The organism is Klebsiella sp. Lac1, assembly GCF_009825425.1.
Taxonomy (GTDB): domain Bacteria; phylum Pseudomonadota; class Gammaproteobacteria; order Enterobacterales; family Enterobacteriaceae; genus Klebsiella; species Klebsiella electrica.
Genome location: NZ_VJZJ01000001.1, coordinates 2,365,636 through 2,389,171 on the forward strand (window position 1 = coordinate 2,365,636; position 23,536 = coordinate 2,389,171).

34 protein-coding genes and 1 pseudogene are annotated in these 23,536 nt (G+C 50.8%); all 35 read right to left on the reverse strand.

Annotated elements, in window-relative coordinates:
* Positions 1-6 precede the first annotated feature (6 nt).
* Positions 7-363, reverse strand: a complete 357-nt coding sequence (locus tag FNY10_RS11455) for a hypothetical protein (protein ID WP_160705047.1) — start codon at positions 361-363, stop codon at positions 7-9.
* A gap of 89 nt (positions 364-452) precedes the next feature.
* Positions 453-833 carry a zinc ribbon domain-containing protein gene (locus FNY10_RS26910; protein ID WP_227699367.1) on the reverse strand — a complete coding sequence of 127 codons (381 nt, stop codon included), beginning with the start codon at positions 831-833 and terminating at the stop codon, positions 453-455.
* A gap of 11 nt (positions 834-844) precedes the next feature.
* The gene (locus FNY10_RS11460) at positions 845-1,435 is read right to left on the reverse strand and encodes a hypothetical protein (RefSeq protein ID WP_160705048.1); all 591 of its coding nucleotides are present in this window, start codon (positions 1,433-1,435) and stop codon (positions 845-847) included.
* Entirely contained in the window at positions 1,413-2,294 is an 882-nt protein-coding gene (locus tag FNY10_RS11465) for a baseplate hub protein (protein WP_160705049.1), read from the reverse strand. The genes FNY10_RS11460 and FNY10_RS11465 overlap by 23 nt, the downstream gene beginning before the upstream one ends.
* Entirely contained in the window at positions 2,291-2,596 is a 306-nt protein-coding gene (locus FNY10_RS11470; protein ID WP_160705050.1) for a phage baseplate plug family protein, read from the reverse strand. The genes FNY10_RS11465 and FNY10_RS11470 overlap by 4 nt, the downstream gene beginning before the upstream one ends.
* A 1-nt stretch (position 2,597) precedes the next feature.
* Entirely contained in the window at positions 2,598-3,437 is an 840-nt protein-coding gene (locus tag FNY10_RS11475) for a phage baseplate protein (protein WP_160705051.1), read from the reverse strand.
* A 3-nt stretch (positions 3,438-3,440) separates the two neighbouring features.
* The gene (locus FNY10_RS11480; protein WP_160705052.1) at positions 3,441-5,399 is read right to left on the reverse strand and encodes a lytic transglycosylase domain-containing protein; all 1,959 of its coding nucleotides are present in this window, start codon (positions 5,397-5,399) and stop codon (positions 3,441-3,443) included.
* Between the two features lie 201 nt (positions 5,400-5,600).
* Positions 5,601-6,077, reverse strand: a complete 477-nt coding sequence (locus tag FNY10_RS11490) for a hypothetical protein (RefSeq protein WP_160705053.1) — start codon at positions 6,075-6,077, stop codon at positions 5,601-5,603.
* Positions 6,078-6,138: 61 nt separating this feature from the next.
* Complete coding sequence (locus FNY10_RS11495; protein ID WP_160705054.1) at positions 6,139-6,669, reverse strand: KilA-N domain-containing protein; 531 nt, start codon at positions 6,667-6,669, stop codon at positions 6,139-6,141.
* A gap of 177 nt (positions 6,670-6,846) precedes the next feature.
* Positions 6,847-7,290, reverse strand: a complete 444-nt coding sequence (locus FNY10_RS11500) for a phage tail fiber protein (protein WP_160705055.1) — start codon at positions 7,288-7,290, stop codon at positions 6,847-6,849.
* Positions 7,291-8,772 (reverse strand): DUF3383 domain-containing protein, encoded by a 1,482-nt coding sequence (locus FNY10_RS11505; protein ID WP_160705056.1) that lies wholly within the window; start codon positions 8,770-8,772, stop codon positions 7,291-7,293.
* 3 nt (positions 8,773-8,775) lie between these two features.
* The gene (locus FNY10_RS11510; RefSeq protein ID WP_160705057.1) at positions 8,776-9,327 is read right to left on the reverse strand and encodes an LIC_12616 family protein; all 552 of its coding nucleotides are present in this window, start codon (positions 9,325-9,327) and stop codon (positions 8,776-8,778) included.
* Positions 9,309-9,677, reverse strand: a complete 369-nt coding sequence (locus FNY10_RS11515) for a hypothetical protein (RefSeq protein WP_131050691.1) — start codon at positions 9,675-9,677, stop codon at positions 9,309-9,311. The genes FNY10_RS11510 and FNY10_RS11515 overlap by 19 nt, the downstream gene beginning before the upstream one ends.
* Positions 9,674-10,123 carry a hypothetical protein gene (locus FNY10_RS11520; protein WP_160705058.1) on the reverse strand — a complete coding sequence of 150 codons (450 nt, stop codon included), beginning with the start codon at positions 10,121-10,123 and terminating at the stop codon, positions 9,674-9,676. Before FNY10_RS11520 ends, FNY10_RS11515 begins: the two co-directional genes overlap by 4 nt.
* Positions 10,116-10,520, reverse strand: coding sequence for a DUF4054 domain-containing protein (locus FNY10_RS11525; RefSeq protein WP_160705059.1), 405 nt, complete (start codon positions 10,518-10,520; stop codon positions 10,116-10,118). Before FNY10_RS11525 ends, FNY10_RS11520 begins: the two co-directional genes overlap by 8 nt.
* A gap of 3 nt (positions 10,521-10,523) precedes the next feature.
* Complete coding sequence (locus FNY10_RS11530) at positions 10,524-10,850, reverse strand: hypothetical protein (RefSeq protein WP_160705060.1); 327 nt, start codon at positions 10,848-10,850, stop codon at positions 10,524-10,526.
* Positions 10,850-11,869: a major capsid family protein gene (locus FNY10_RS11535; RefSeq protein ID WP_160705061.1), complete on the reverse strand. Its 1,020-nt coding sequence runs from the start codon at positions 11,867-11,869 to the stop codon at positions 10,850-10,852. The genes FNY10_RS11530 and FNY10_RS11535 overlap by 1 nt, the downstream gene beginning before the upstream one ends.
* Positions 11,869-12,366 (reverse strand): hypothetical protein, encoded by a 498-nt coding sequence (locus tag FNY10_RS11540; protein ID WP_160705062.1) that lies wholly within the window; start codon positions 12,364-12,366, stop codon positions 11,869-11,871. The genes FNY10_RS11535 and FNY10_RS11540 overlap by 1 nt, the downstream gene beginning before the upstream one ends.
* Positions 12,366-13,550, reverse strand: a complete 1,185-nt coding sequence (locus FNY10_RS11545) for a DUF2213 domain-containing protein (protein WP_160705063.1) — start codon at positions 13,548-13,550, stop codon at positions 12,366-12,368. Before FNY10_RS11545 ends, FNY10_RS11540 begins: the two co-directional genes overlap by 1 nt.
* An 11-nt stretch (positions 13,551-13,561) precedes the next feature.
* Complete coding sequence (locus tag FNY10_RS11550) at positions 13,562-13,738, reverse strand: hypothetical protein (protein WP_160705064.1); 177 nt, start codon at positions 13,736-13,738, stop codon at positions 13,562-13,564.
* A gap of 60 nt (positions 13,739-13,798) precedes the next feature.
* Positions 13,799-14,608 (reverse strand): phage minor head protein, encoded by an 810-nt coding sequence (locus FNY10_RS11555; RefSeq protein ID WP_227699368.1) that lies wholly within the window; start codon positions 14,606-14,608, stop codon positions 13,799-13,801.
* Positions 14,565-15,992, reverse strand: coding sequence for a DUF1073 domain-containing protein (locus FNY10_RS11560; protein WP_160705065.1), 1,428 nt, complete (start codon positions 15,990-15,992; stop codon positions 14,565-14,567). The genes FNY10_RS11555 and FNY10_RS11560 overlap by 44 nt, the downstream gene beginning before the upstream one ends.
* Positions 15,989-17,358: pseudogene (locus FNY10_RS11565) on the reverse strand (PBSX family phage terminase large subunit). Before FNY10_RS11565 ends, FNY10_RS11560 begins: the two are co-directional and overlap by 4 nt.
* On the reverse strand, positions 17,345-17,926 hold the full coding sequence (locus FNY10_RS11570; RefSeq protein ID WP_160705066.1) for a terminase small subunit: 582 nt from the start codon (positions 17,924-17,926) through the stop codon (positions 17,345-17,347). The pseudogene FNY10_RS11565 and the gene FNY10_RS11570 overlap by 14 nt, the downstream one beginning before the upstream one ends.
* Positions 17,927-17,973: 47 nt before the next feature.
* On the reverse strand, positions 17,974-18,189 hold the full coding sequence (locus tag FNY10_RS11575) for a hypothetical protein (RefSeq protein WP_160705067.1): 216 nt from the start codon (positions 18,187-18,189) through the stop codon (positions 17,974-17,976).
* A 682-nt stretch (positions 18,190-18,871) separates the two neighbouring features.
* A complete protein-coding gene (locus tag FNY10_RS11580; protein WP_160705068.1) occupies positions 18,872-19,690 on the reverse strand; it encodes a hypothetical protein in 819 nt (272 codons plus the stop codon).
* 127 nt (positions 19,691-19,817) lie between these two features.
* Positions 19,818-19,994, reverse strand: coding sequence for a hypothetical protein (locus FNY10_RS26610; protein ID WP_014837649.1), 177 nt, complete (start codon positions 19,992-19,994; stop codon positions 19,818-19,820).
* Between the two features lie 15 nt (positions 19,995-20,009).
* The gene (locus tag FNY10_RS11585; protein WP_160705069.1) at positions 20,010-20,462 is read right to left on the reverse strand and encodes a lysozyme; all 453 of its coding nucleotides are present in this window, start codon (positions 20,460-20,462) and stop codon (positions 20,010-20,012) included.
* Positions 20,449-20,766, reverse strand: coding sequence for a phage holin, lambda family (locus FNY10_RS11590; RefSeq protein ID WP_160705070.1), 318 nt, complete (start codon positions 20,764-20,766; stop codon positions 20,449-20,451). The genes FNY10_RS11585 and FNY10_RS11590 overlap by 14 nt, the downstream gene beginning before the upstream one ends.
* Before the next feature lie 398 nt (positions 20,767-21,164).
* Positions 21,165-21,944, reverse strand: coding sequence for an antitermination protein (locus FNY10_RS11595; protein ID WP_160705071.1), 780 nt, complete (start codon positions 21,942-21,944; stop codon positions 21,165-21,167).
* Entirely contained in the window at positions 21,941-22,102 is a 162-nt protein-coding gene (locus FNY10_RS11600) for a hypothetical protein (protein WP_160705072.1), read from the reverse strand. Before FNY10_RS11600 ends, FNY10_RS11595 begins: the two co-directional genes overlap by 4 nt.
* Positions 22,096-22,230, reverse strand: a complete 135-nt coding sequence (locus FNY10_RS27330) for a YlcG family protein (protein ID WP_160705073.1) — start codon at positions 22,228-22,230, stop codon at positions 22,096-22,098. The genes FNY10_RS11600 and FNY10_RS27330 overlap by 7 nt, the downstream gene beginning before the upstream one ends.
* Complete coding sequence (locus FNY10_RS11610; RefSeq protein WP_160705074.1) at positions 22,227-22,688, reverse strand: hypothetical protein; 462 nt, start codon at positions 22,686-22,688, stop codon at positions 22,227-22,229. The genes FNY10_RS27330 and FNY10_RS11610 overlap by 4 nt, the downstream gene beginning before the upstream one ends.
* Complete coding sequence (locus FNY10_RS11615; protein ID WP_160705075.1) at positions 22,669-22,860, reverse strand: NinE family protein; 192 nt, start codon at positions 22,858-22,860, stop codon at positions 22,669-22,671. The genes FNY10_RS11610 and FNY10_RS11615 overlap by 20 nt, the downstream gene beginning before the upstream one ends.
* A 211-nt stretch (positions 22,861-23,071) precedes the next feature.
* Entirely contained in the window at positions 23,072-23,494 is a 423-nt protein-coding gene (locus FNY10_RS11620; protein WP_160705076.1) for a hypothetical protein, read from the reverse strand.
* Between the last annotated feature and the right edge of the window lie 42 nt (positions 23,495-23,536).

The following is a 23,536-nucleotide window of genomic DNA, read 5'->3' on the forward strand; positions in this document are numbered from 1 at the left end:
TTTCCCTCACAGGGCGATTTTTGAAATGAGTCCGTTGGTGTCGACTATGGTGATAACGCCAGTGGCGCGTCGTGTGTCGCGGTCGTTAACCAGAGTGGCTTCAGCCTGGGCGATGTAGTTCATCCTGAGCGCCTCAGTCTGAAGCGCTGCCGCCATAGCTCCAGTGCTGGCCTTGACGTTCAGCAGCTCTTTGTAATTAACGCCGGTGTCCTTCTCGTAAATGCACTCACCACGAATAGCCAGACATGCGGTCGCTACGTCCTGAGCGCAGGCGTAGGGGTTATCTACGGTGGCGATGTTTCCAAGCTCGTCGACAGTGAGGTCCCAGGTGTCGACATCCAGAAGTAATGAGGTCGTTTTCATGAATTGCGCCCATAAAAAAACCCCGCCGAAGCGAGGTTTGTGATTCTCTGTTTACAGAAAGAAAAAACCCACCTAATGGTGGGTTCTTTTCAGCTCTTTAGTGCACCGAATAGTATTGCCGCCACCACGATCCCACCTATAAGCATAAGAACCCTCTCCCACGCTATCTGAGTGCCGGTATATTTAGGTTTTGGCTCATCCATGGGCATTATCTCACTACCACAATGCTTACACTTTGTAGCCTGGTATTTAACAGGCTCTGCGCAGTATGGGCAATCCCTCATGGGGCTCGAGGTATCGGTAGCTACAGCACCAGAGGAATTAAGCGAGGGGACGAAAAGAACGTGAATAATTGCGACGATGAAAAGCAAGAAACCATAGAGCCACCAACCACCGAAAGAACGCCCCTTACTTTGCGCAATGAACGCAGGTATTAATCCTAGCAATGCTGCAATAACCAAGAACGACATTTTTATTCCCTCTATGCCGCCCCCAGAGGATTTGTGCGGCTTCCTCCCGATTCTACCCCGCCGTGGTCATGTCCATCAACGACTGAACCGTCGACTAACTGAAGTTTGCCGTTAGCCAGAATTTTCAGTCCGTTGATGTTAACGTCGCCAGGGCTTTTGATGGTTATGCCGCTGCCGGTGAACTCAGCGAACTCAGTTGGTTCACCGTTCAGGCTGGCGATCGCTGTGATGTAAACCGCATCAGAGTAGGAATGGCGGCGCTGAGTTGGCGCTGGGCCGCCGCGCTTTGACTTTCTTACGTTGGTTGTGTCTTTGTCACAAATGACGATCAGACCGATGTCGCCAGCCCTTGGTGTCATTTTAACAGCGCTATTACCAGCCTGAAGGCGCAGAAAAGGGATTTGGTATATTTCATTGTTTGAAATTGAACCGCCAGCCACGTTCACGTCATTCACAAGCGGAAGGATCGTTAAAGTGTCACCTTCAACAGCCTTTACCAGGACTATATCGATAAAAGCCAGACCGCTTAAGATGGAGCCTATAATTGACACCACTGCATTTCCTTGGCATGAGACGCTTTCAGGACTCTGATTGGTCAGCATTTCCCTCTCCTTTAATTAGATATCCCGGCGCAGCTACCACAAACGTTTCCCACAAGCCGCCTGGTATTTTGCACGAAAGATAATGCGTTGTTCCGGCCTGTACAATCCACTCACCGCTCGCGTGTGGAAGCATGGTTTCAAGGATGATCTTGGTGTTCAGTTTTATCGCCGGGGAATAGATGCAACGAAAGTTTATTCCCATGTCATAGAAAATTGGGTATCCAATTAGCCCATGTTCTGGAGAAATTAATGGAACCACTGAATCTGAAGGTTTTTTACCGGTATAGATTGTTACCGTGCCAAAATCGATATTTGCCGTGATTTTATGAGCAGAAGCGATCTCAAGTATCTGCTTTATGGCATTGCCCTTATAGACAGGATTGGACTCAATGCTTTTAACGTCAACATTGATAAATTTAAGTCCGACCTTGAAGGCAAGTGCACGAATCATGTCGGCAACTGCGACATCTCCACGAATCGATGTCGGTTCGCATGGAATGAGTCGCTCTTTACCAGCAGCGGCAGCCGTTATCTCTATGGGCGCGTCTGGCATCTGATTTAGATTTATTCGAGCAGATGTTATCGTTCCAGAGAAAACGCGGTCATCATCAGCATAAACCCGAATTGAGTTTTGTTCGGAAGCAATAATTTTTTGTGCGTTGGTGGTCAGTTTAGCCATATTATCGAGTGACAACCCCCACAGGCTTAGCTCAAGCATTGTTCCTGTAGCGCCACCAAAGGCAGATATTGCCGCTTCACACTTGAACCCCTTAACCGTTAGCGTATTACCAATCCCGCCGTCAAAAGTGCCGTTAGCCAGGGTGAAGGAGACTGTTAAATCCCTCTGCTTATAGGTCATCTCCCCACCTCATCACTCGTTGCGTAATACAGCTTAAAGCGCGTCCCGATGCCGTCATAGGTCGGGTCAACGTCACCTTTCGTGTCCACAAAAATCAAATCACCTTTAAAGCCAAGGTATGCATACCGCACAATGAAGGTGCAATTCAGGCAGAGGACGCCCTGAGCGATAGCCTTATCATTGATGTACACATCCGCATAAAATCCGGTTGATCGCTGATGTAATTTTATTGCGCAACTCTGGCCGCCAAGCGTTACGTACACCTTCTGTGAAAGTGACGGTGAGAGGCTAATTTCCTGCATGTCACATCACCTTTTCCAGAAAGTCAGACACAGTGCTCTTTATCTGCTTCGATACCGCCGTAGATGAGCTATCCCACACCTTAGAAACTGAATCTGCCGCAGAATTGACGTTTGATACGATTGCGGCACCCGTCGTCTGAAGAGCGCTAGATAGCGAGGTATCGGCGCTGGACCATGCGTTCTTCACATCGCTAAGCGAGACATCCTTTGTTGACCCGGTGACCACCTGCGTTGATGCGGCAGTTCCGTTGTTTGTTTTAGCGTTGTTGGTTGGCGGACCTTCGATTACGGCGTTGGATAGCATCACCTCGCCGGTATTCATGATTTCCTCAAAGGTGCAGTTCGCCATGAGAAGCGTCTGCCCTCGATAGGAACCGACAAAATAATCAAAGTGCGTCAAATCGTAGCCGTAATAAACCGTGTCGGGCGTCTCAATGTCATACGTGCTCGCCGTGTTTTTCATCTCATCCAGTTTTTGAATGAAATTACTACGGCTGAGCAGTGAGAAGTTGGTTAAATTCGGAAGCGCACCGGTATAGGCAGTCCAGCCCTCAAGAGCAAAAATAACTCTCAATTCTGAGGGTTGGCGCACTTTGTTATAAGAGGAATATTGTCCTTTTTCTACCGGCCCTTTCGTCACCACTGCATCACCGTAGCGGTCAACGCTAACCCAGCCGGAAGGAGAGAAAACCTCCTGACCGGCTGCGGCAGTTAGCAACGACTCATCTACCGTGTTGTAGGTGATTTTATACGTCGGAGACAATGCGCTGTTCAGCACAGATAACAGGCTTCCTCCCTGAATGGCGGAAAGCACTGTCGAGACATTCAGAGAAAACGACATGAGTTATTGTCCTGAGTAGCCAGCCAAAAGCATCACGCGGTTGTCGCCGTGCTTTTTGATGTCGCTGGTAAGCTGTTCCACGTTTTGGGCCTGTGTGGTGATTTTGGTGCCGAAGAATTGATACTTCGCACCTGATTGCCCAGGCATTGCCCGGTCAACCGCCATACCTGCGCCGGGGCGCATTCCGCCCATGACTTTAGGGATGTACTTCCGGGTCTCATCCGGCATGTTATCCATGCCTTTCTTCTGGACGTTTCCAAGCCCCCAGTTATAGGAAGCAAGAGTTTTCTCCAGATCGCCACCGGTAGCATCCAGTAGATAGCGAAGGTATCTTGCAGCGGCATCAGCTGACTTGTGCGGGTCATAAACGTCCATCCCCTTCAAACCCAAATCTCTGGCCGTTCCATCCATAAACTGGAATGGGCCTTTTGCTCCCTTGGGTGATTCGGCGTATGGGTCGCCACCGGATTCAGTAGCAGCCACTGAAGACAGCAGTCCGGATGGAAGCCCATACTTTCCTTCAAGTGCGCCAAACTCGCCAGTCATGGCCTGCAGGAATGCCCTTCCCTTCTCTCCCAGCTTGGCAGCCTGAGCATTAAGTGGGACATTCGGCTGGTATCCTCCGACATTTGGCTCCATAGAAGAAGCACCTGCGGGAGTAACAATGGCGTCCGCTATTTTTGACAAGAGACTCTTTGTCGCTTCCCAGTATGAGCGCTCATCCTGCTGCTGGCGGCGCTGGTCAGGAGATTGCTGAAAGCTAACAGAGTCCAGCATTTTTTGAGTAGCTAACTGTTGGGGGCTTAAAACTGGCGCGTTAGGGTCTGGCTTGAAATCAAGGGTTCCACCATTTTTTTTCAGCGACTGCTCTGCCGCTTTTGTCACGCCTGGAAGCGCATCTTTCCCTGTCGGTTTTCCATCCTCCGTTCCGTACCATGCTTTCTTGAACTCATCGGCAGCCTTGGAGAAGTTCCCGTTATTCAGATCATTTAAAGCATTGCCCAGGTGGCTCATGACTCTTCCGAGCATGGAAAAGTTATCCTTCAGGTCTTTTAGGTCAGCTGATAAAGTCCAGCTACCCAAATCAATTCCCGTAATATCGTTGATATCTTTCTTCAGTTCCTTAAAAAAAGACGACGATTTAACATTCCCTGATGACCACTCAATCAGCACTCCGTTGAGGTCCCTGATTGTCGGTATCAGTCCAACGAAGATCTGGTTTTTTACGGTATCAATATTCTGCCCAAGCTCAGCCCAAACAGCCGTGAACTCCTTGGCCCCCTTAGTGGATGCGTCAGTAATTCCAGAGCTTTTAGTCAGGCGATCCACATCAGGGAGAAACTTACCTTCCTGGTTGCGTTGTAATGTGGCGTCATCAAATCCGAGGCTTAGTCCAACCTGACGGCGTAGATTTGGATCGCTTATTTTCCGCAGAGCTTCGAGCGATGTGCGAGCCAGAGAATCGGCATCCTGCCCCCATACATCAAAATTCTGCCCGGTAAGCGCATTTAATTGAGCCAGCCCACCAAAAATAGAGCTGCTGTAGTCACCTACTCTTGCACCCTGTATTGCCCCCTGAAAACCCTGAAGAGAGGCGCTTATTTTCTCAGCAGAGCTTCCTGCTGCTTCCGCTGACTTTGACCATCCGTCAAGTTCACGTGCAGATAGCCCTAGCGCTTTCGACTGGATTGATAAATCCATCAACCCTGAAGTCGTGCCTTTGATAAAGCTCGTTAGGCCACCCGCTGTGACGGTAACACCCGCCAAAGCCAGAAGTTCAGCTTTGATGCTGCTGAAAAACGATGCGGCTCGCTTTCCTTGCTCCTCCATGTACTTTGCCGTTTTCCCGGCATCGTCACGCTGCTTCTTCAGGTCATCACTGACTTCTTTCTGCCCTTTGCGGAAGTTAGAAGCATCAAGCCCCAGCGTAACCAGGAGGGCGTCAATTACCGTTGCTGCCATCAGGATTCTCCGCTATGGCTCTGTTGGTGTTATCCACGGTCATTATTTCAATCAGCCACCACATGTCCTGAACGCTGTATACTGTGTCCAGTTCGTGGAGTGTCGCCATCTTCCCGGAGATTACCGCGGCGATACTGCGCGGAACGTTCACGTACTGCACAAATCCGCGAGAGGAATCATCCGGTGCCGACAGGGGTATTTCTAATTTGCGGTGGCTGCTACAAAAGCAATGTGGAGCTTAAAGGCTTCGACTTTCAGGCGGGACCAGGTGCTGATTTCCTCAATCTGACCGTCATCGACCAGCGGGGTTTCAATGCCGTTGCCTCCGACGAATTTCACGCAGCCCAGCAATTCATCCAGCAGAGGCTTGGACTGTGCAAACGGCACTTTTGCCAGCGAGGTAATACCCCAGTGAGCAAGTCCAGCCATACCGCTTGCCATCACGCTCTCGTACAACTCGCGGGCTTCTTCGTTTTCAGCAGAAGGAGCAGGAGCTACGGCAGCGCCAATGGCTGCCATCATATTGTCTGGGACTGTTACGCCAGCACCAATCACAGCACACGCCAGACGGATAGCCCACTCTTCAGCTTTTCGAGCTGGCATTTCGGTGATTTTGAACTGCTTACCCTTGTCACGGTTATCTGCTTCAACCGTAAATACGATGCTTTTACGCGCCATTTTGATTTCCTGAATTGATTATCTGGCAACAAAAAGCCCACCGAAGTGGGCTATTCCAAAATTATGCGATGCCTGGCAAATACAACTGCACTTCATCAGCTGCACGATCGCGTGCTGCGTGGAGCAATTTTTTACGTCCGCCAACACCCCACCTCGCCATCTGGCTGGCACACTGGCTAATCGCCTTGGTTTCGGTGTTGATGATATGGTCGATTTTGTTCAGGCGGGACATGGCACCGATCCCCATACGGACGACGGTTCGAAATACCTCGTACACCTCTATTTCGAACTCCGGCTTAATCCATGCTGCATAGCGTATGGCAAGCAGTTCAACTCCCCACACACCAGGCTCATCACCACCTTTAACGACCTTAAGTTGTTGAATTTGTTCCAAAGCACTTTTTTGGGCTTTGGCCTGCAATGCTCTGATGAATCTTTTAATCTGAGCACTGCGGAGAAATTTACTGGGCCTCTGGGACTCAGTTGCCTCTCCGTTGGACACGGCGGCTGCATGGAGATCATTGAGGCTGTAGCGACCTTCGTCGTCAACACGAACGGAAATGCCGTTTACTGATACAGTTGGGTATTGCATGGTGATTACCTTTCAAAAAAGAGACCCCTGTCTCACCAGAACGGCCATGCCCGAGCGCACCATGCTACGATGGCGTTCTCAGGGGTCGCTTTTGTGAATGGTCTCAGGACTGGAATGCGCGGTGAGTGCGCGGTGAAATTCGGGCGTCAAAAAGCCCGGATTAACCGGGCTGATTGCTTATGCTGAGTAGTTAGTGGGAGTGACGGTTTCCCACTGAATGAGGCCAGTCACCGGCTGAAGCACACGACCAGCAGATGGCATGCGGCGAGCACGCTGCAGGATTCCGTTGGTCATAACGTACTTTTTACCCAGAGATGGCAGGATGACCGTTCCGTTAACGCGCAGGACGGATTTAGCCGTCATCTGCGTGTTCTGCCATGTGTCGATGTAGCTGATTGACGGAGAAGAAGCTGCAAGGTGGAATGTCCATGGCAAGTCGCCATACACAAACCCACCCATCAGTTTACCGTCGGCCGTACGCTGATACTCCGCCATGTCGGTGTCGCCCATGTCGAAGATGTTCTGCGCTTCGAACTGTTCCAGGTTAAAGCCGGAGGGAAAGATCTCAGCAACGACCAGAGTAATAACCGCATCAGCCGAAGTGATGTTCTGATTGGACATTTACTGCACCTCCACGCTGTTAACGGTAATGCCCTGAATAATGCCGCCGTCGGTGTACCAGAAGTAAACCGCGGGCTTAGTACGCTGAGAGCGCATCGCGGCTGTGAACGGGCCGATGTAGATGTAGTAACCATCCGACATGAGAGCATCCGACACATCTACGCCTGTGATAGCGCGAATCTGGTCAAGCTGCGACTGGTCAAGGTTGGTGCCAGCGGTCAGGCCGCCCCACGCCCTGAACTGCTCAATCGGCGGCTTCATGCACGACTCAATACGAGCCTTGCCAGCGGTAGCGTAAGGGAGATTGCTCGCCTGCTGGAACAACGCGACGAGGGCCGCCTGCAGCTGAGCGTTAATCCACACCTGTCCCGCCCACGCATCCAGCCATGCGAAGTCACCCGTGATGGTGCCGGGGGTCCACTGGTTGGTTTCTACTGCATTAGCGGCGTACTTGCCGTAGAAGTTGTATCCGTTGGCTTTAGCGGCTTCATAGTCTGCGTCATTGCTGACCATCGGCAGTAAGCCGGATACCTGCCGGCCATTCAACGAACAGCGCCCGTTAGCCTGATTGAAGTTCAGTGCGGCTACGAATCCCATCGCGTTTGCTGCGTGGTTCGGATATCCGTATACCGGGCTGGTATCGTTGTATGCGTAGGTGTTGATGATGTCGTACACCAAAGGGTTAGTACTGCCCGCTACAACAGCGGTACCGGATGCATCCCACGGAACATAGGCAAAGCGGTGATTCTGGTTATTAGTCCAGAGTGCAAATGCGTTGGCCTGGTCTTTGGTAACTGCAAATGTGGTTGAGAACGTTACCCAGTTCTGCTCTTTTGCAAGGATGGCAGTAAAGATATCCTCAACCACCGCAGGCTCGGCACCCTGAGAAATCACCGCGCCGGTTGCCTCGGTAAGCTTGAGCCCGACCGCAAGAGAGCCATCATTCGCAAACGTAATCGAGCTTTCTTCGCCGGAGGTCGCGGATGTGATGATGAATTTCTTCAGTACACTGTCCCAGACCACATCGACGGATGCGCCAATGCCGGTTTCAATCAACGCTGCGGCATTATCGAAACTGGTCGCGCCGCTCAGGTTAATTACCGCCGACGTTTTCAGCGTACCATCAACCGTCAGAACTAGCGTGCCAGTCAGGAGTTTAAGCTGAGCGAGCGTAGTGACCGCATGTGAACCAGAGCGCAGGAATGCAGCTGCTTCACCGGTATTGAACCGACTGAAAAACAACTTGCCTGGAGTCTGCGTTTTATTGGCGTAAGCAGCGAAATACAGCGTTGCTGCGGTGTATTCAATCGACGCGCTGCCGAAGTACGCCTTTACCTCATCCGCACTGGCAAATGAGGGTACTGCACCAACCGGCGCGTATGCGCTGTCGGTCAGAAACAGGCCATTTAAGTCAATAGCTGTCCCTGTCGCCTTCAGAACTCCGGGGAGCATCTGAGCGATTTTTGATAGCGAAATTGCCATTTATTATTTCTCCGGAGGAAATCTCACGTCGACCGGCTGCGATATCACATTTGCGCCTGTCATAAACTGCTGAGGAACGCCGACAACAATCAGCGGGTTTGCATGGAATTCAAGTGTCCAGCGGGATTCCCACTGATTTTCACCGTTAATCATTGAGGTCTGGCGAGGGGGACCAGAGTAAAGCGGGACGAGCACATTCGCGTTTTCTCGGAACCAGGTACAGGCGAATTCTGACCGGGCGACACGGGAGAATATCGTGGCGTTGTTCTGTGCCTGCTCGCCGTAAAAATCAAGCTGGCATTGCCACTCATCCACGCGACGCAAATCCTCTCTTCCGTACTCGCCAATCCCGTCGTACTCATAGGTGACTGAGTTGGTGGAAAGGTCGGTTAGGAACAGCGGCGTCATGGTGATAAAGCCCCCCTTCGGCATCGGTGTCTGGTTCTGCTGACTCTGCCCTATATCGGCATCAGGAAAGAGCGCAGACAGGAAATCACCAGTCGCCTTGAACAGGTCGCTTTCCGTTACCTGCAGCGTTACGTCAATTGCTGACATGCGATAACCCTCGTCCAGTCAGGCCATATCTCTGGCACCGATACAACCAGCCAAACCTCGTCGCCAATAACGAACTTATCGCCGCCCTGTTGCTTGTTGCGGTTGATGCCGCACCAGTTGCCATCTGTCCAGATGCTGACCAGAATTCCCTGAATGTTCAGGTTGTCCATATGCCGAATGTCTGCCTGGCTCAGCGCCTGCTTCTGCACCATCATCGTGACGGGTGGCGCAAAGCCAGGAGTCGTCGAGTAATCAGGGTTTTTAACGGGGCCAGTGGAGCGGTAGATTTGCGCCTCAACCATCGGATTTACACGGCTGATGGCGTGAGAGGCTATGCGATGAAGGTTCACTCTTTCACCTCATAATTGACGCTGGTTATCATCACGCGAGTATCGACCAATGGTTTTGTTGACTTGTTGGGGAGCACCTTTCTGTTTCTGCGTCGAGAGAGGGTGGCTGGCGCAAGTGGTGGATCCATCAGGCTTGCAATAGACTGCTGGATATCCCCCTGTATTTTAGCCCCAACGGCATCAAGAACCGTTCTCGCATCAAGGCCAGACTCCATCCCCCTGGAGATAGCAGATGACCATTCCTCCTTATTCTCCGCAATAGCCGAACGGAAGAACGGACGAGGTGGCTGATTGCGCCCCGTGTCACCAAATTCGTTAGAGGCAGCTACCATTGCGACACTCGTTCCATCAGGATACGTGGCATCAGCAAAAAAACCGGCTTGCACCTCGGTTGCGTTAAGCCTCTCCTCTATCTCTTTCAGATAGCTTTCAAGCCCATCAGCCATAAGCACACCCCGGATAGTAATTAGCCATGCGGTAGACTTTCGTCGCCTGCCAGTAATCCATTCCGTAAGGGCTTTGGGTGTACCAGGCATAACGAAACTCTACTGGCCCGACATCAGCAGAAACAGAAACGCTCCCCTCGGATGCCGAGGATATTCTCCCAACCAGACCAGACCCTCCGTTACCTTTGTTGTCACCAAGCCGCACATATGCCAGATGCGCCATAAGCATGTAGAGCAGTCGCTCACGCCTGGCGGGGTCCATAACAAGTGAGTATTCGGTGTTGTCGAGGTAATCGGTGGCCTGGTCAAACAGGAAGGGTAAAAGCGGTTCGGCTACGTTTGAAAATTCAGGATACATGGCTCGGAACGTTGCAGCATTAAACGCAACGACAGCCATGATTTACTCCTCTTTATCTGGTGCTGTTTTCTGCTTTTGAGGGTCGAGTTGCTCCATGCCAGTTTTCTGCCCTTCTCGCTCCTGGGATGCATCTTTAGCCGATGCCTCATCTGCAACAGCAAATACGATGCCGTTTCGCAGTAGTGGCTGTTCGGCGAAGGTTTTTGCGAATCCTTCCCACAAATCTGCCGGTACGTCTCGGGTGATGCCAAATCCATTAATAAGCATGGAATCATTGGCACCAGTAAGTTTGAGTTTCTGACCTTCATGGCTGATAACAAGCCCCGCGGGGAGCTTGCAGCCGATGATATAAGTTGATGCTTTAGCCATTACGCCCCCAGCATTTGTGCAAATAAGAATGGCTGCGTAATTACTGCGCCATAAGTGGTGCCTGAATATTTCTGCTTGTAGTGAGAAAGCTCGGTAACCAGTGGGTGGGCGCGAAGTTTTTCGCTATACGCCATAAAGCCGACTTCCTGGCCTTGTGCCGTCTCAACAAACATCTGGATCAACTCACCAGCGGCGGTGCTGTACTGTGGCGCGGTCTCGATACGCATGTTCGGGAATGCCTTCTTCAGCATATCCTCCAGAGAGGTTGCGAAGATTTCGTTCGCAGACTTCAGGTTTACGCTGAGCTTGTTGGACATTGCCAGAACAAGATTAGAAGACATGTCTACGCCATCACCAACAATACCATTGGTACGTGCCACCAGGTCTTCGTACAGCGCCAGAATGTCGTTGTACTTATCGACAATCTGCTTATCTTTCCACAGCACACTGCCGCCAACGGTAAGCGGGGTAATTGGAGCGGGGAGTGATGGGTCGTTCAGCAGGCCGTAGTTACGCAGCCCGGCGATTCCGTAGAAATAGAACTTGTTCTGGTCCTGGTCGAGGACATTGACGGCTGCGCGTTGTTTTTTAGCAGCGTACGGCAGCATAGCCAGCCCATAGCGCTCCTGTTCCAGCTCGCCATACTGCACGACGGTCTGGTAACGGTAAACGTCACGATGTTCCCATGATGGCGTAACCTGCACCGCTCCCTGCTCGCTGTAGTCGTCATACGCTACAGTATCGCCCGTCTCTTCGATGCGCTGAATCATGAAGCTGTCCTGCGCCCATGCGCCACGCTTCTCCTCACGCCCCAGGATGGCTGTCGCACGGTTCGGGGTGAACAGCGTTTCAACGATGGTCGGATCGATGAAGGTGGAGACGATTGCCGGGATGCCGCCATTACCAGGAAGTGATGGCTGTGGGTCTGCATCCATTGCCAGTCGGTTAACGGAGGGCTGGAAGTAAATGCCCTGACCGTTGGCTACCTGGATAAAATCTTTAAAAGTTGGTTGTGGCATTATGCTTTGCTCCAGGAAGAAATGATTACCAGATCGCCAACTGCAGCGCCCTGAGAAACGTACCAGTCAGTTTCGACGCTACCAGCGACGGTTGCACCTGCGGCTGCGGTAGAAATGGTCCCATCCGTTACACTGGCGAACACCTTCTGACCAACCGTCGAGACAGTTTTTGACTTCACCCAGAAGTCACCGCCAACCTTCGGAGAGACTTCAACGCCGCCACGAATTAGCATGCTCGCGCTCTGACCATAACCGATGATCGCCTGTGCAAGGTTCTGGATGAATCCGACGGGCTTAGTTGTGGAAGTCGGTGCTACGTTGGTAACGATTTTGGGGTCGGTTGCATCACGAAATACGAATGTTGCGATGCTAACCCCTGCGGAGGTTGCCTTGAATGCGCCAGGGCCGCCAGCAGCAGCGATGATTGGTGAAGATGACGCCGGGTGGCCCACCTGACCGACACCACGATAGATGTCTACACTTTCTTGAAATGCCATTATGCTTTACCCCCGCGAATCATTTTCAGTACATCGGATTTGGTGTCGCCGCTCATATGGTGAGGGGCGGAGTCCTGAGCCATTGCAGGGGACTTGGAAAGTGCGTTAAACACTGAACGCAAGGCACCCTCCGGCAGAGTTGCATGGTCTTCACAGCCCATTTGCTGAAGCGCCGTCCGATAAACCTCTTCTGCAGTGTCGCAGGCCAGTTCACCGACGATAGGGCGAACATCGCGCTCAGCCTGGCGGAGAGCAGTGAATCGGGCTTCAACGCCTTTAATTGCTGCATCCATCGCTAACTTGCTGTCGTTCGCCATTTTCTCTTTCTCTTTCTTTTCGGCCTCTTCGTCTTCGGCCTTTTTATCTTTTTTCCCTTCCGGGTCGTCACCGCTGTCATCAGCACGGCGATCTTCTTTCCGGTCTTTGTTCTCGCGTTTTTCGCGGTCTTTCAACTCGCTTTCTTCGCGTTTCAGGCGCTCTGCCTCAGACTCGTTATCTTTCTCAGCCTGGGTGGCTTCGTCTTTGATAACGGCGTCGACTTTTTTTTCAACGTCTTCCGGCTTTTCATCGTTTGCCAGGTACGGCTTGATGACTGCCATCAGCTTCTCTTTCAGTGTCATTAGGATGCTTCCTGTTGGTTTGGAGTCATAAACAAACACGTCGGGGCCAGCCCGACCACTTGGCACGATAGCCACGTGATTACAAACGATGTCGCGCATAACTCCATCGTATGCCTCTCCCTCGTACACTCCCGGCGTCATGTCTAGTCGCCAGCGATAGGAGGATGAATTTTCTTTCTGCCGCTCAGTCTCAATACCCATGATGGAATCTACATCCCAGATAACCATTGAGTTTTTCAGATAGGTGCCGTCGAACGACGCGCTCTCACCTGTGGAGCCGATGATTGCGTCTTTTGGTGGGTCGATAACACTAACACCGATATGCTGGTTAAGGATCGGCTTGTTATTGAAGGTTGGGACAGCCTTGCGTAGCTCTTCAGGTTCACGCAGCAGCCTGTATGCTTTTTCAGGTATGAGACCCAATGCTTCTGCATCAGGAATCTCTTTGCCGTAGTAAACGCACACGTTGGCTTTGCTTATAGGCGTACTGCTTACATGAAGCATCCCATCGGCGTCATACCTGCGAACGCTGGACTTATCAAAGGCAAACCTCACATCGTTCATGCTCTTACCTTTTAGGGGTACACAAGACCCAGGCAGGGAATTTTGTTTTCGGCGATCGCATCAAAAAGAGCGCAGACATCATCGTAGTCTCTACCTCCATTAGGGAAGTATTCCTGCATAATGGAGACCGCCTTCTCTTTTTCCTGCTGGATGTATACGTCTTCGGCCGTCATTTTTTCTTTATTCATTTATGATTTCCTTCAGGCAATAAAAAAGGCCACCGAAATGACCTTGTGTTGTTTGTTAAATCAGAATGGCAGCACCGGCTTCCACGTACATCCGCATTCCACCTCTTCACCAGGGAGAACGTACTGCCCTTTATCGCCAACAGGGAGTCCAACATCTAAATCGAACTCTTGACCGTGAGCATGAACATGTTTCTTGCGAGGTCTATTGCTACCTCCGCTGTGAATCCAAATCCCTCGCTTTATCCCTGCGGCTTTTTGCCTCTGTCTTGAAAGAGATGCGGTCGCCTTTCTCACCTGGTCTCTGGCTATTCCTTCAGCCCTGCGCCTGGTGATGCCGTGGCGCTTACCAAAGTTAGCCTCAATCTCGTCAGCCAGTGCTTTACGGTCGCCGCCACGCGCAACCGCCCGGTAAACCATCCCCTCAACCTCAGTGAAATATTTCTCAGGGATAGAACGAATCAGCGACACATTCTCAGCAATGATGGCATCAACCTTCTCGGTCATTGCCTGAGTCCATTGCATGTTGATTGTTAGTCCATCAGCACGCGCAGAAGCCAGCAGACCTCGGTCAACAGCATTCGTGGTTTTCTTTACCAGAACATCAGATACTGGCAGAGCTTTATTGATGAAGCGATCAACCCATTTCCGAGCAAGGGAGTCAAGAACCCACTTAATCAACGAGACAGGACTTGCGTCCATTGCAAGGCTGGCATCCTGCGCCAGAGGGTTGTCGCGGATGATTTCGAGCACCTGCCGCCTAACGTCGTCGTTCATCTCGCGTATTTCTGCGAGCAACTCCCGCTGATACCACTTAATGTTTCCGGCGTTATAGTTGACTGCCTTCAGGCTCTTCGTCTTCTTCCGGCTCATAGTCACCATCCAGAGTTTCGAAACCGGCGTTTTCAATGCCCTTCAGTGCTTCACGCGCTTCTTCAGAGCTAACAAGTTGGCTGTCCGCGGCTACTGCAATCGTCTCTACACGCAACTTGGCGATTTCTGCGCTCTCTTTCTCGCTGATTTCATCCAGAGGCTTGAACTCAAAGTAGATGTCATCGTTGATAGCGCCAAACTCAGAGAGCTGAATCAGCTTGAAGATGTTTTCCAGTGGCCGGCGCATTTCACCATCCTGATACCCGGACACCGTTTCGTGCCAGGTAGCCAGTTCTGAGTCACCAGAAGCATTCAAGCCAGCGGGTGCGTTGCCGAGCAGCTTCAGGTTGGTGATGCGTGCAGGCATGCATAGTTGGTCCTGGTAGTTCGACAGCAAACTGGAAAGATCACTGAGAGAAGTCTGCATATGCAGCAAGTCTTCTTCTTTATCGATGGCCCATATACCAAAGTTATCCTGATACTGCGTGAACAACTTAATGCGCTTATCGAACGCCCCAGGCTCCTGTAATCGTGCATCCATATCGGTTTTCAGGGCTCGCATGCGCAGCGTCCGCAGAATCTTGATTACGTTCTTCTTGGCGTCTCGCCAGTCGTTAACGTAATCCTCCATCAGTTGCGTGAGCGACAGGCCGCCGAAGTTGTACGACGGCTTAAGGATGTCAGGTACCGGACGGCTAACGATATCCATAAAGCGGGACTCGTCGACCGTACCCCCCATAACAAACCATGCCTGCGGCTTGTAGAAGCCAGCGCGAAGAGGCCAGCGCGTATTGTAGAGGGCTGGGTATACCCAGGTCGGGTCAACCACGCGCAAGCCTTTAAGGGAGCCCTTTGGAATTTTTCTGGAGTCGAGGAACAGAGGCTTACTCAATTCCTCACCGATGGCCCCCACATCAATGAAGATATGCGCCACGCCAAACATGGAGTCCTGACGCACCGCTTCGTGCATCAGTCGCTTGATATCATATTTCTCAAGAGCCCGCTCCATCTCATCAATGGCCGGGTCGTGATCTCCTTCCTTGCGACTCTTAACCTCAATCCAGTTACGGGTCATCTCGTCAGCGAACACGTTGTGCATGTTCGAGTATTCCACCTGCTGAGACATTGCAGCCAGCGCCGGATAGCCACGAAATCCGGAATATTCGGTACCGGCATACATGGCATTGATCGCCTCGTAAGGCGTCGCATCCATAGCCAGAGTCGCTGTTTTTTTATCTTCAGGGATGACGCCAGGCAATGGCTCGTAGGTTTTAAACTCAGCCATCGGCGCGGCATCGTTCGCTACGGATGCTTTATCCAGATGAATCTGCGTTATCTTTGCTGGCTCCCGGCGAGGTGCCTGTGCGGCTTTACGTCTTGTCATTGAAGTATCTCGTCAGGGATATGGAATGGTTTATGCGCCGGAGCGAACGCCATAATCAATGAGTCGGCCATGTTGGGGGATGGTATCCCGCGCTTCTTCATGTCCTTTTTGCTCTCAACCTTTACGCGTCCGTTGTTGTCGTAGTCCACCCACGGGCGTGACAGTTCTGCCTTAAGGTATTCAAGCTGCTTGATATCGGATGAAAGGCTGATTAGTTGGTCGTCGGAGAAATGCCTCGCAAACTCGGTATCTTTCGGATTGGCTTCAAGGTGCTTAATCACACGCCAGGTGTTATAGAAGCGATCGCGCACTCCCCACCAGGCCTGCGCCTTGATGTTGGAGAACATGTCTTTATTGGTCTTTCCGTCTGCGTACTTAGCGTCGGGCTTAAATACCGACTCGCCGGCATTGAACCCGATGGCAGTGATTTTGCACACGCGCTTAAGGTGGGCTTTTACACCAGCCCCGACGCCGATGGAGTCATATACAATCTCGGTGGCTTTGACTTCTTCGGCATAGTTCTTAACGCGATCTGCAGAGGTAATGACGTCGCCTTTGTGCCATTGCTGGCAATCCATCACAACGGAGCCGTATGCCAGCGTAGTAGCGTTACTGTCCTCGCCCTCATCAGCCACATCGAAACCGACGCGCTTGCGTCCAGATGGCTTGAAGCCGATTTTAAGATGAGCATCTACGGCAGCAGCAATCCACGAAGGTTTTATAATTGCCATGTCGCTATCAGCGACCGGCTCACCCTCCCAAACGTGTAGATAGAGGTCATAGTCCTTTCTCTTGCACTCTTCCATCTCAAGGCGCAGAACGTCAGGAAACCACGGGTTATCGCTGTAGTTTACTGTCAGCAGGCAAATGTCATCGGGAGGAGAAATAACGAAACGCTGATGCGTGTCGTCGAGAATGTTTTTCGGGTTATAGCTCACCCATATTTCAGAGCCTGGCTTACGAATGGTCGGGATGAGAATGTCCCACGATTCTTTCGATACCGCTTCGGCTTCTTCCATCCAGCAGATATCAATGCCTTCAAGCGACTTAATTTTGGTTGGGTTATTTTTGATGCCGTAGAACATAAACTCGCTACCGGTAATCAGGTGGCGAATGCTGGCTCTTTGCACCTCAAACTCAGCCTGATAACCTTCGCGGGCTATCGTGTCGTCAAGAAGGCGGATTACTGAATCGCTGATACTGTTCTGAAGTTCGCGGGCGCAGAGAAAGCGATAGCACCCCCGACGAGATATCTCTACGAGTAACCGTGCAATAGTCCAGCTTTTCCCCGACCCGCGACCACCTTTGCCACTTTGTATCGATGCGGCTTGATGAATGGCCGGAATATGGGGTTAATCGCTGTCATCGTCGAATAGCTCGCTGAGGGATTTGTTCATGGTTAGTTTGGCAGCCAACTCTGTTTTCTTCGGAGCGTCCCAACCTTCCAGATCAGATAGCTGCCTGATAGCTGCTTTTGGATCGTGAAGTCTTATCGATATCCCACGCTTCCCCACCGTTAACTCCTGGATTGCAGATAGAGACACGGGGCTTTGCAGTGCAGAATCCTTAAATTTCCACGTTGCCTGGATAACTGGATTCCCTTCTTCATTCTCGCCAACAACCTGCTCAGAAAACTCTACTAAGTCTGATAGATTGGCCCGCCCAAGAGACGTAAGTCGCTCCAGCGCCTCTTTGCGCGTCATTACGGCGTCGCTTATCGCCGCCTCGCTGATTGCATCCAGAAATGCTTTGACCTTAGGATTACTTAAGATTTCACTTGCAGACGCGTGGGCGCTCTCTTCGGTTTTGGCCTTCCCGCCTGCTGCACGGTAAGCATCAATTTGGTTAAGCCCCCTCACAATGCCTAACGCAAAATTCTGCTGTAATTTTGTCATGGCATCGAAAAGAGCTTTTTGCGTATCTGTTAGCTCCATTTCGAATCCTCAGGCAAACAGCTCTTGTTTGTCTGTGAGCTTTGCCATTATTTTTCATCCAGATATACGGGTTCGATGCTGAAATGAATGGCTTCGGAAAGATTGACTCCTTCAGCGCATCCCTCTAGGGAAGTGTAAAGCAAAAAACCACTTTCAATGGTTGCTTTACAACTAGTGGTTGTCCCTAAAATTTTTTCAGGGAATCCATTTTCGAAAGCAGCTTTGCTTAATACCTTCACATTCCAGTATTTAATCATCTTCATGGGCTATCCCACTTTCTCGATTTTCTATAAATCCCGCTCAACAAAGCGAAGTTATCAACTTGTCAAATTGATATCGCTTATCATGAAGTAAGAGATTTCAGACCGATTAATGTATGTGGCGTTTTGCATATCCTGGGTTCGAGATATGACCAACCAAAAGCTATCAACATCACCACCCCTCAGAACGTAACCCTCTAGCAAGTCTCCAGAGCGAAGGCAAACAATAACCGCATAAATTTCTACACTTTGATTTGCTGCGCCATCGGATACACATTTTGTTTCCATATCAGAACTTCCTGCTGGTTGGATTTGTTATGTAGGGTTAAACCCCCGTAAATTTGAACGCATCAGAAATCACCATCGATACATAATTCTGTAAATGGTAATTTTCAGCACCCCTTACAGAATTTCATAAACCACATGAATTCTTCTTCCACGGCTTCATTGGGCCGCTATGAGCGTCTTAGCGCACTCCGTGGATGCGAGAAGAGGCGGAATTTATCGTTATTGATTATCCCCACACACTCGCGTTAAGGAGGGTCCCTTTCGGGCTACGGTCATGGTTAATGTGGGGATGCTGCGACGATACGGCGCGTGGTAAAGCATTATCGAAGCCACTCTGTGAATGGCTCCTGTAATGCCAATAAAAAAGGCCGCCGAAGCGACCTGTTTCCAGATATCATTATTCAGGGATGGCAGGGAGCGACATAACCTCTTCATCCTGGCTGCCGTGTTTTAACGTGCGCTTTGAGCTCCAGAGCTTACCGTCATACGCCACCCACCCTAACTTTTTCCACTCGCTGACTTTACTGGCATGTACGCCCATCGCTGCAGCAAATTTCCCGTTATTCCCGTCATAGTGCAGCCGAATATAACGGTCTAGCTCCATCGGCTTCGAACTGAAGAGGATAACGTCGCTTTCTTCCTGATTTAATTTTTTCAACTCTGCCATTGTAACGACAATGCGCTCATCGAGAACTAGTGTTGCGATGGCATCTACAGTGCCTCGACTCACACCAGCCTTCATATTCATTACGGCATGTTCGGATGCGCGATAAGTATTCCCATGCATATCGTCATCATCATCTGCGACAAAATCAGAGAGGACACCGAAGGCGATGCGAACCGGGCTCAGGATGATGCCATGCGGAGCCAACTCTTTAGCGACCGCGTCCTCATCATCTACAGAGTCAGAAGCCTCACAATCTGGCAGCAGGTCTTTAACCTTATCCCCGTAGACCGCACGCAAGATGTCTTTCGCGCTACGCCCTTGCAGCATGTTGAGGGCAATAGCGGCTTTCTGCTTGTCTGTCGGCTTGCGGTAGCCGGACATGCCTTTGATAGTGGCGATTATATCGTTAACTTTTTCGTTACAATTTTTGACCGCGAAATTTATCATTTCTGGCTCAAGACACCAGTTTTTTATGAAGAGAAAGTCAGCATTTTCACCAAAATTCTCTGCATGGTAGCTGTAGGCTTCAACAGCGAATTCATGATGCATTTTTACCCTCACGCGTATGTATTATGTTTGCGATGAGGTAATAATTACCGATAATCGGTAATTCGTCAAGTTTATTTAACGATTATCGGTAAATTTAGTGAGTTATTCGCAGTTGGTTGTTGATTGATTACTTCTTAACGCTGTCCGGCATTACCGCACCGACAACGCCCGCCAGCGCTACGCCGCCAGCAATGACTGTCTCCTGAATGCCCGGAGGCATCTGATAACCAAACACGCCAGCAACAACAAGAATGATGCCACGCCAAGTTGACGGCTCTTTCAGTCGATTAATGAGATAGTTCATAAATTACCTTCGCGTTCACGATAAAAAGACTTTTCTTTCAGCCTTGCGGCGATTGGTGAGACCCGGCATCTCTTTTCCGCCTGCTTTATTCCAGCGCAGGAACTCATCAGCTGCGCCTTTGATGTCGCCAGCATTGAGTTTTTTCAGCAGGGTAGATGTTGATAGCGCACGAGAGCCGACGTTGTAGGCGAACGATACCAGGGCATCAAACTGATTCTGAGTCAGCTTCACCTTCACTAATTTCAGCACGTCGTTTTCGTAGCTAACCAGCCCCGTCTTCAGCAGGCGATCAGCAGTAGACTGGTCAATGGTCATTCCAGGCTTGACAGGCTTGCCGTCAACAGGGAAAGTCCAGCCATAGCCAATAGTCCACGGAGCACCGCCAGTACCAGGGTCGGGATACGCGGTTAACCTGCATCCCTCAAAGTTTTTAATCAGGGCAATGCCGTTCTGGCTAATTTGCATCATCGACTCCCGCCTTTCTGGCTGCAAATTTCTTAATCAGACTGCCGATCGAGTCGGTTCCGATGTAGCCAATGAACACGCTGGCGACGTAGGAGAGATTGCTGCTCAGACCGGAAAAGTCGAGAAGGTCACGAACGAACCAGGCAATCATTGCGCACATTGCCGCATCGATTAATGTTTTAGCCATAGCGCCACCGTTATAACGCCCACGAAGGTAGGCCATAATAAAGGCCAGCATTGCGCCTATGCCCTGCTCCTTTGCTGCCAGCAGAGCGGCGATGAAATCTTGTTTATATGGCATTTTCATAATCCTCACCTCCGCGGTTACGGATGGCGCTGTGTTTGAAAGGGGTCAGGCTTCACGGGCTGGATTAACAACAACGCACGTCGATGATGATTCCCGTGAGCCTGAAAATAAAAAAGTCAGCATAATGGCTGACAATGAGGGTAAGGCGTTGGCTCTATGGCCTAGATTCCCAGCTGGCGGGATTCGATAATCTAGTCAGGACTCTCGCGTATGAGCTTCAACGTGTAGTGCGGCACGTATTCACTCAAGAGCCCTGAACAGATTGCAGAAACGAAAAAGCCCCACGGGGTTAACCGCAGGGCTTCTTTCAAATCCACCTTAACATCAGACGGATTTCTAGTGTTAGAACGATGATATTCTAGTTTTCGTCATTATGCAAGGTGCAATCGTTACCGGAACTAAACTTTGCTGGTAACTTTCGATAAAACCACATCAGCTGCAGACTCCTCTTTCTCGATTTCAGTGATGAGAGATTCGTAGAATGGCTTGATAGCCTTATCCCAAACACCCGGTGAAATTGCGTCAGTGAACTGGCATATCGCACGAAAGCATGATGCTGCAGGAATGCGCTCATAACCTCGTCCTGAGCACTGCTTGCAGGACGAATAAACCGGAGCACCCTGTAGGTCTGTTTTCTTCCTGTCCAGCGCAACACCTCTCCCCCTGCACTTAACGCAAGATGTCGATATGACGCCTGCGCCGTTGCATTTCGCACAGAGAGATTCCGTCATTTCTACCGCCGTTGTTGCTGGAGTTTTCTCTCCGCAGCCTGGATGCTTAACCACAACCTCCTTTTTGCGTAGTACGCCGCGCCCCTTACAGCATGGACACGTGACGCTACTCGCCGCTGAGCGGCAATAATCCTGATATGCAAAGGTTGCGAGTGTTTGCACCACTTTCCCTTTAACATTGGTTTCAAGTTTGCGTAAGGCTGCCACCTTGTCGCAATGCTTCATCCCATACTGTACCAGTAACTGAATAGCCTTCCGTTTGTCGTTATCGCTCAGGTTCATCTTGCCGCTGAAAGCACTGAACCCGAGCGGGGCGCGACTTTGCACCATACCGAACGCCGCCATAACATCCGTGCCGCTCAATGCTTCGGTGGCGGTGGCGCGTGGAGAATCTGAGAGTTGAGGTGATTTTGGGGAGTGGAATTTAACAGTACTTTCAAGCCTCATTTGACCAACCTCCAGAGCATTACGGGCCAAAATAACCCCGCCGTCAGCGCCACTTTAATCAGGTGAGTATTGATTCCTAGCTCCATCTGCCTTGTGTGAGACCACTCAGCCATCATCCCTGCCATAAACGAATAAAATACGAGAAATGCAGTCAGCATTCTGGCCCCCTGTATATCCGGTAAAACTGACGAAGAAGGATGTAGTTGTCTGGAAATGTTCTGCCGCGAGGAAATAGCTGGAGGCGAGTCCACCTGACGCGCAGTGCTTCGATGATTTCCTGCTTCATGCTGCCTCACCCATATGAACCACAATTCCCTCCTGATACCATTCAGGCAGTGTGAACTCGATACGCCCTACCTCACCTCCCGCTCTAAGCTCACGTAATCGCTTCAGTTCGCTTTTCATGTGCTGGTATAACTCATCCATCTGCCATGGTTTTAACCGCACAGGAACGCATGCCAGACGCGCCACTCGCTCTATCGTCATCTCCCCGTAGGCAATCTCCGCATGTGCGGTGAATTCGTAGGGGTCCTCCTCAAGCTTGCGATGACAACCTATGCAATGAGCGAATGCGTTATAGGGATGGTAGCGGGTTGATTTATGTCGGCGTGATTTGAAGTGTGAGCAGTGCAATTTGGCGTGCTCGTGGTGAAATGTTCGACCGCAATAATCACACTCCCAGTTTGTTCGCTCCCTGACTAGCTGGGAGAAAACGTCATCAAATTTATCGCGCTTTAACGCCATGTTTAGTCCTCGCTTTAACGCGCAACCAGCGTTTCGCCAGTAGCGGATATGTTGGGTCGTAGCTCTTTACTTCGGATGCCGTGGGGATCGGCTTAGGTTTGTTTCTGCTTCGTTTGGTGGGAGTGAATATGAGGCTGTCTAAAACTATTTGGGTTGGACTTCGTCGGCTCATGGCGTCACCCTGATTACTAGTTTGACGTAACTCTGCCCGTTGAGCGTTCTCTCCTGCTCAGGGAAGCACCCCATCTTTTTGTCTCGCCATTGATGGGCTATAACCCGGTACAGGTAATGCATCTTTCCGTGTTGGCAAATCATTGTGAATTTATGCCCGTTACGAACCAGACTAAACTTGGCTCCCGGCGGGATATCTCTTACTCGCAAGCTCACTCGCTTTGCCTCCGCTGTAATTCCCGGTACTCACAACCATCTGGAATTGTCAGTCGCAATCCCTTCTGATGCGCCCACTGGTCAATGTCGGTTAGGTATTTGTGCATCTCGCCGATATCCAGTCTCCGGGTTGATTTAACGTACCTGGTCATTCCTGAAATGGTTACCGGCTTGGCTGGGCAATACATATCCTTGAGCCACTCGTGAACCTCCTCATCGGAAAAGCGATCAGCACCGACAGCAGTAAGTTGCTCTGCTATTTCGGTGTTCCATTTCCAGAGGAGGCTGTTTTGTGGGAGCGAACGACGCTCGCGATACTCAGAGATTTTTATGCGCCAGCGTTTGCCGGTAGAGAGGATTTCTTTAAGAAGCGACCAGAGTTGAGCTTTATTCGTTTCGTGCAGGATGAACTCTTGCACTCATTACCTCCTGCGCGGCTTTGCGTTCTGCGGGGGATTTAG

Excerpts from the sequence above, each read along its gene's own strand:
- FNY10_RS11475 (WP_160705051.1), bottom strand. The coding sequence starts at position 3,437 with ATGTCGTTTTCTCTGAATGTCTCGACAGTGCTTTCCGCCATTCAGGGA.
- FNY10_RS11555 (WP_227699368.1), bottom strand. The coding sequence starts at position 14,608 with ATGAGCCGGAAGAAGACGAAGAGCCTGAAGGCAGTCAACTATAACGCC.
- FNY10_RS11505 (WP_160705056.1), bottom strand. The coding sequence starts at position 8,772 with ATGGCAATTTCGCTATCAAAAATCGCTCAGATGCTCCCCGGAGTTCTG.
- FNY10_RS11570 (WP_160705066.1), bottom strand. The coding sequence starts at position 17,926 with ATGGAGCTAACAGATACGCAAAAAGCTCTTTTCGATGCCATGACAAAA.
- FNY10_RS11610 (WP_160705074.1), bottom strand. The coding sequence starts at position 22,688 with ATGGCGTTAAAGCGCGATAAATTTGATGACGTTTTCTCCCAGCTAGTC.
- FNY10_RS11535 (WP_160705061.1), bottom strand. The coding sequence starts at position 11,869 with ATGCCACAACCAACTTTTAAAGATTTTATCCAGGTAGCCAACGGTCAG.
- FNY10_RS11480 (WP_160705052.1), bottom strand. The coding sequence starts at position 5,399 with ATGGCAGCAACGGTAATTGACGCCCTCCTGGTTACGCTGGGGCTTGAT.
- FNY10_RS11470 (WP_160705050.1), bottom strand. The coding sequence starts at position 2,596 with ATGCAGGAAATTAGCCTCTCACCGTCACTTTCACAGAAGGTGTACGTA.
- FNY10_RS11615 (WP_160705075.1), bottom strand. The coding sequence starts at position 22,860 with ATGAGCCGACGAAGTCCAACCCAAATAGTTTTAGACAGCCTCATATTC.
- FNY10_RS27330 (WP_160705073.1), bottom strand. The coding sequence starts at position 22,230 with ATGAAGCAGGAAATCATCGAAGCACTGCGCGTCAGGTGGACTCGCCTC.
- FNY10_RS11455 (WP_160705047.1), bottom strand. The coding sequence starts at position 363 with ATGAAAACGACCTCATTACTTCTGGATGTCGACACCTGGGACCTCACT.
- FNY10_RS11500 (WP_160705055.1), bottom strand. The coding sequence starts at position 7,290 with ATGTCCAATCAGAACATCACTTCGGCTGATGCGGTTATTACTCTGGTC.
- FNY10_RS11530 (WP_160705060.1), bottom strand. The coding sequence starts at position 10,850 with ATGGCTAAAGCATCAACTTATATCATCGGCTGCAAGCTCCCCGCGGGG.
- FNY10_RS11580 (WP_160705068.1), bottom strand. The coding sequence starts at position 19,690 with ATGCATCATGAATTCGCTGTTGAAGCCTACAGCTACCATGCAGAGAAT.
- FNY10_RS11590 (WP_160705070.1), bottom strand. The coding sequence starts at position 20,766 with ATGAAAATGCCATATAAACAAGATTTCATCGCCGCTCTGCTGGCAGCA.
- FNY10_RS11490 (WP_160705053.1), bottom strand. The coding sequence starts at position 6,077 with ATGGCGCGTAAAAGCATCGTATTTACGGTTGAAGCAGATAACCGTGAC.
- FNY10_RS11585 (WP_160705069.1), bottom strand. The coding sequence starts at position 20,462 with ATGATGCAAATTAGCCAGAACGGCATTGCCCTGATTAAAAACTTTGAG.
- FNY10_RS11600 (WP_160705072.1), bottom strand. The coding sequence starts at position 22,102 with ATGCTGACTGCATTTCTCGTATTTTATTCGTTTATGGCAGGGATGATG.
- FNY10_RS11575 (WP_160705067.1), bottom strand. The coding sequence starts at position 18,189 with ATGAAGATGATTAAATACTGGAATGTGAAGGTATTAAGCAAAGCTGCT.
- FNY10_RS11545 (WP_160705063.1), bottom strand. The coding sequence starts at position 13,550 with ATGAACGATGTGAGGTTTGCCTTTGATAAGTCCAGCGTTCGCAGGTAT.
- FNY10_RS11465 (WP_160705049.1), bottom strand. The coding sequence starts at position 2,294 with ATGACCTATAAGCAGAGGGATTTAACAGTCTCCTTCACCCTGGCTAAC.
- FNY10_RS11540 (WP_160705062.1), bottom strand. The coding sequence starts at position 12,366 with ATGGCATTTCAAGAAAGTGTAGACATCTATCGTGGTGTCGGTCAGGTG.
- FNY10_RS11495 (WP_160705054.1), bottom strand. The coding sequence starts at position 6,669 with ATGCAATACCCAACTGTATCAGTAAACGGCATTTCCGTTCGTGTTGAC.
- FNY10_RS11520 (WP_160705058.1), bottom strand. The coding sequence starts at position 10,123 with ATGGCTGATGGGCTTGAAAGCTATCTGAAAGAGATAGAGGAGAGGCTT.
- FNY10_RS11560 (WP_160705065.1), bottom strand. The coding sequence starts at position 15,992 with ATGACAAGACGTAAAGCCGCACAGGCACCTCGCCGGGAGCCAGCAAAG.
- FNY10_RS11510 (WP_160705057.1), bottom strand. The coding sequence starts at position 9,327 with ATGTCAGCAATTGACGTAACGCTGCAGGTAACGGAAAGCGACCTGTTC.
- FNY10_RS11550 (WP_160705064.1), bottom strand. The coding sequence starts at position 13,738 with ATGAATAAAGAAAAAATGACGGCCGAAGACGTATACATCCAGCAGGAA.
- FNY10_RS26610 (WP_014837649.1), bottom strand. The coding sequence starts at position 19,994 with ATGAACTATCTCATTAATCGACTGAAAGAGCCGTCAACTTGGCGTGGC.
- FNY10_RS11525 (WP_160705059.1), bottom strand. The coding sequence starts at position 10,520 with ATGGCTGTCGTTGCGTTTAATGCTGCAACGTTCCGAGCCATGTATCCT.
- FNY10_RS26910 (WP_227699367.1), bottom strand. The coding sequence starts at position 833 with ATGTCGTTCTTGGTTATTGCAGCATTGCTAGGATTAATACCTGCGTTC.
- FNY10_RS11595 (WP_160705071.1), bottom strand. The coding sequence starts at position 21,944 with ATGAGGCTTGAAAGTACTGTTAAATTCCACTCCCCAAAATCACCTCAA.
- FNY10_RS11460 (WP_160705048.1), bottom strand. The coding sequence starts at position 1,435 with ATGCTGACCAATCAGAGTCCTGAAAGCGTCTCATGCCAAGGAAATGCA.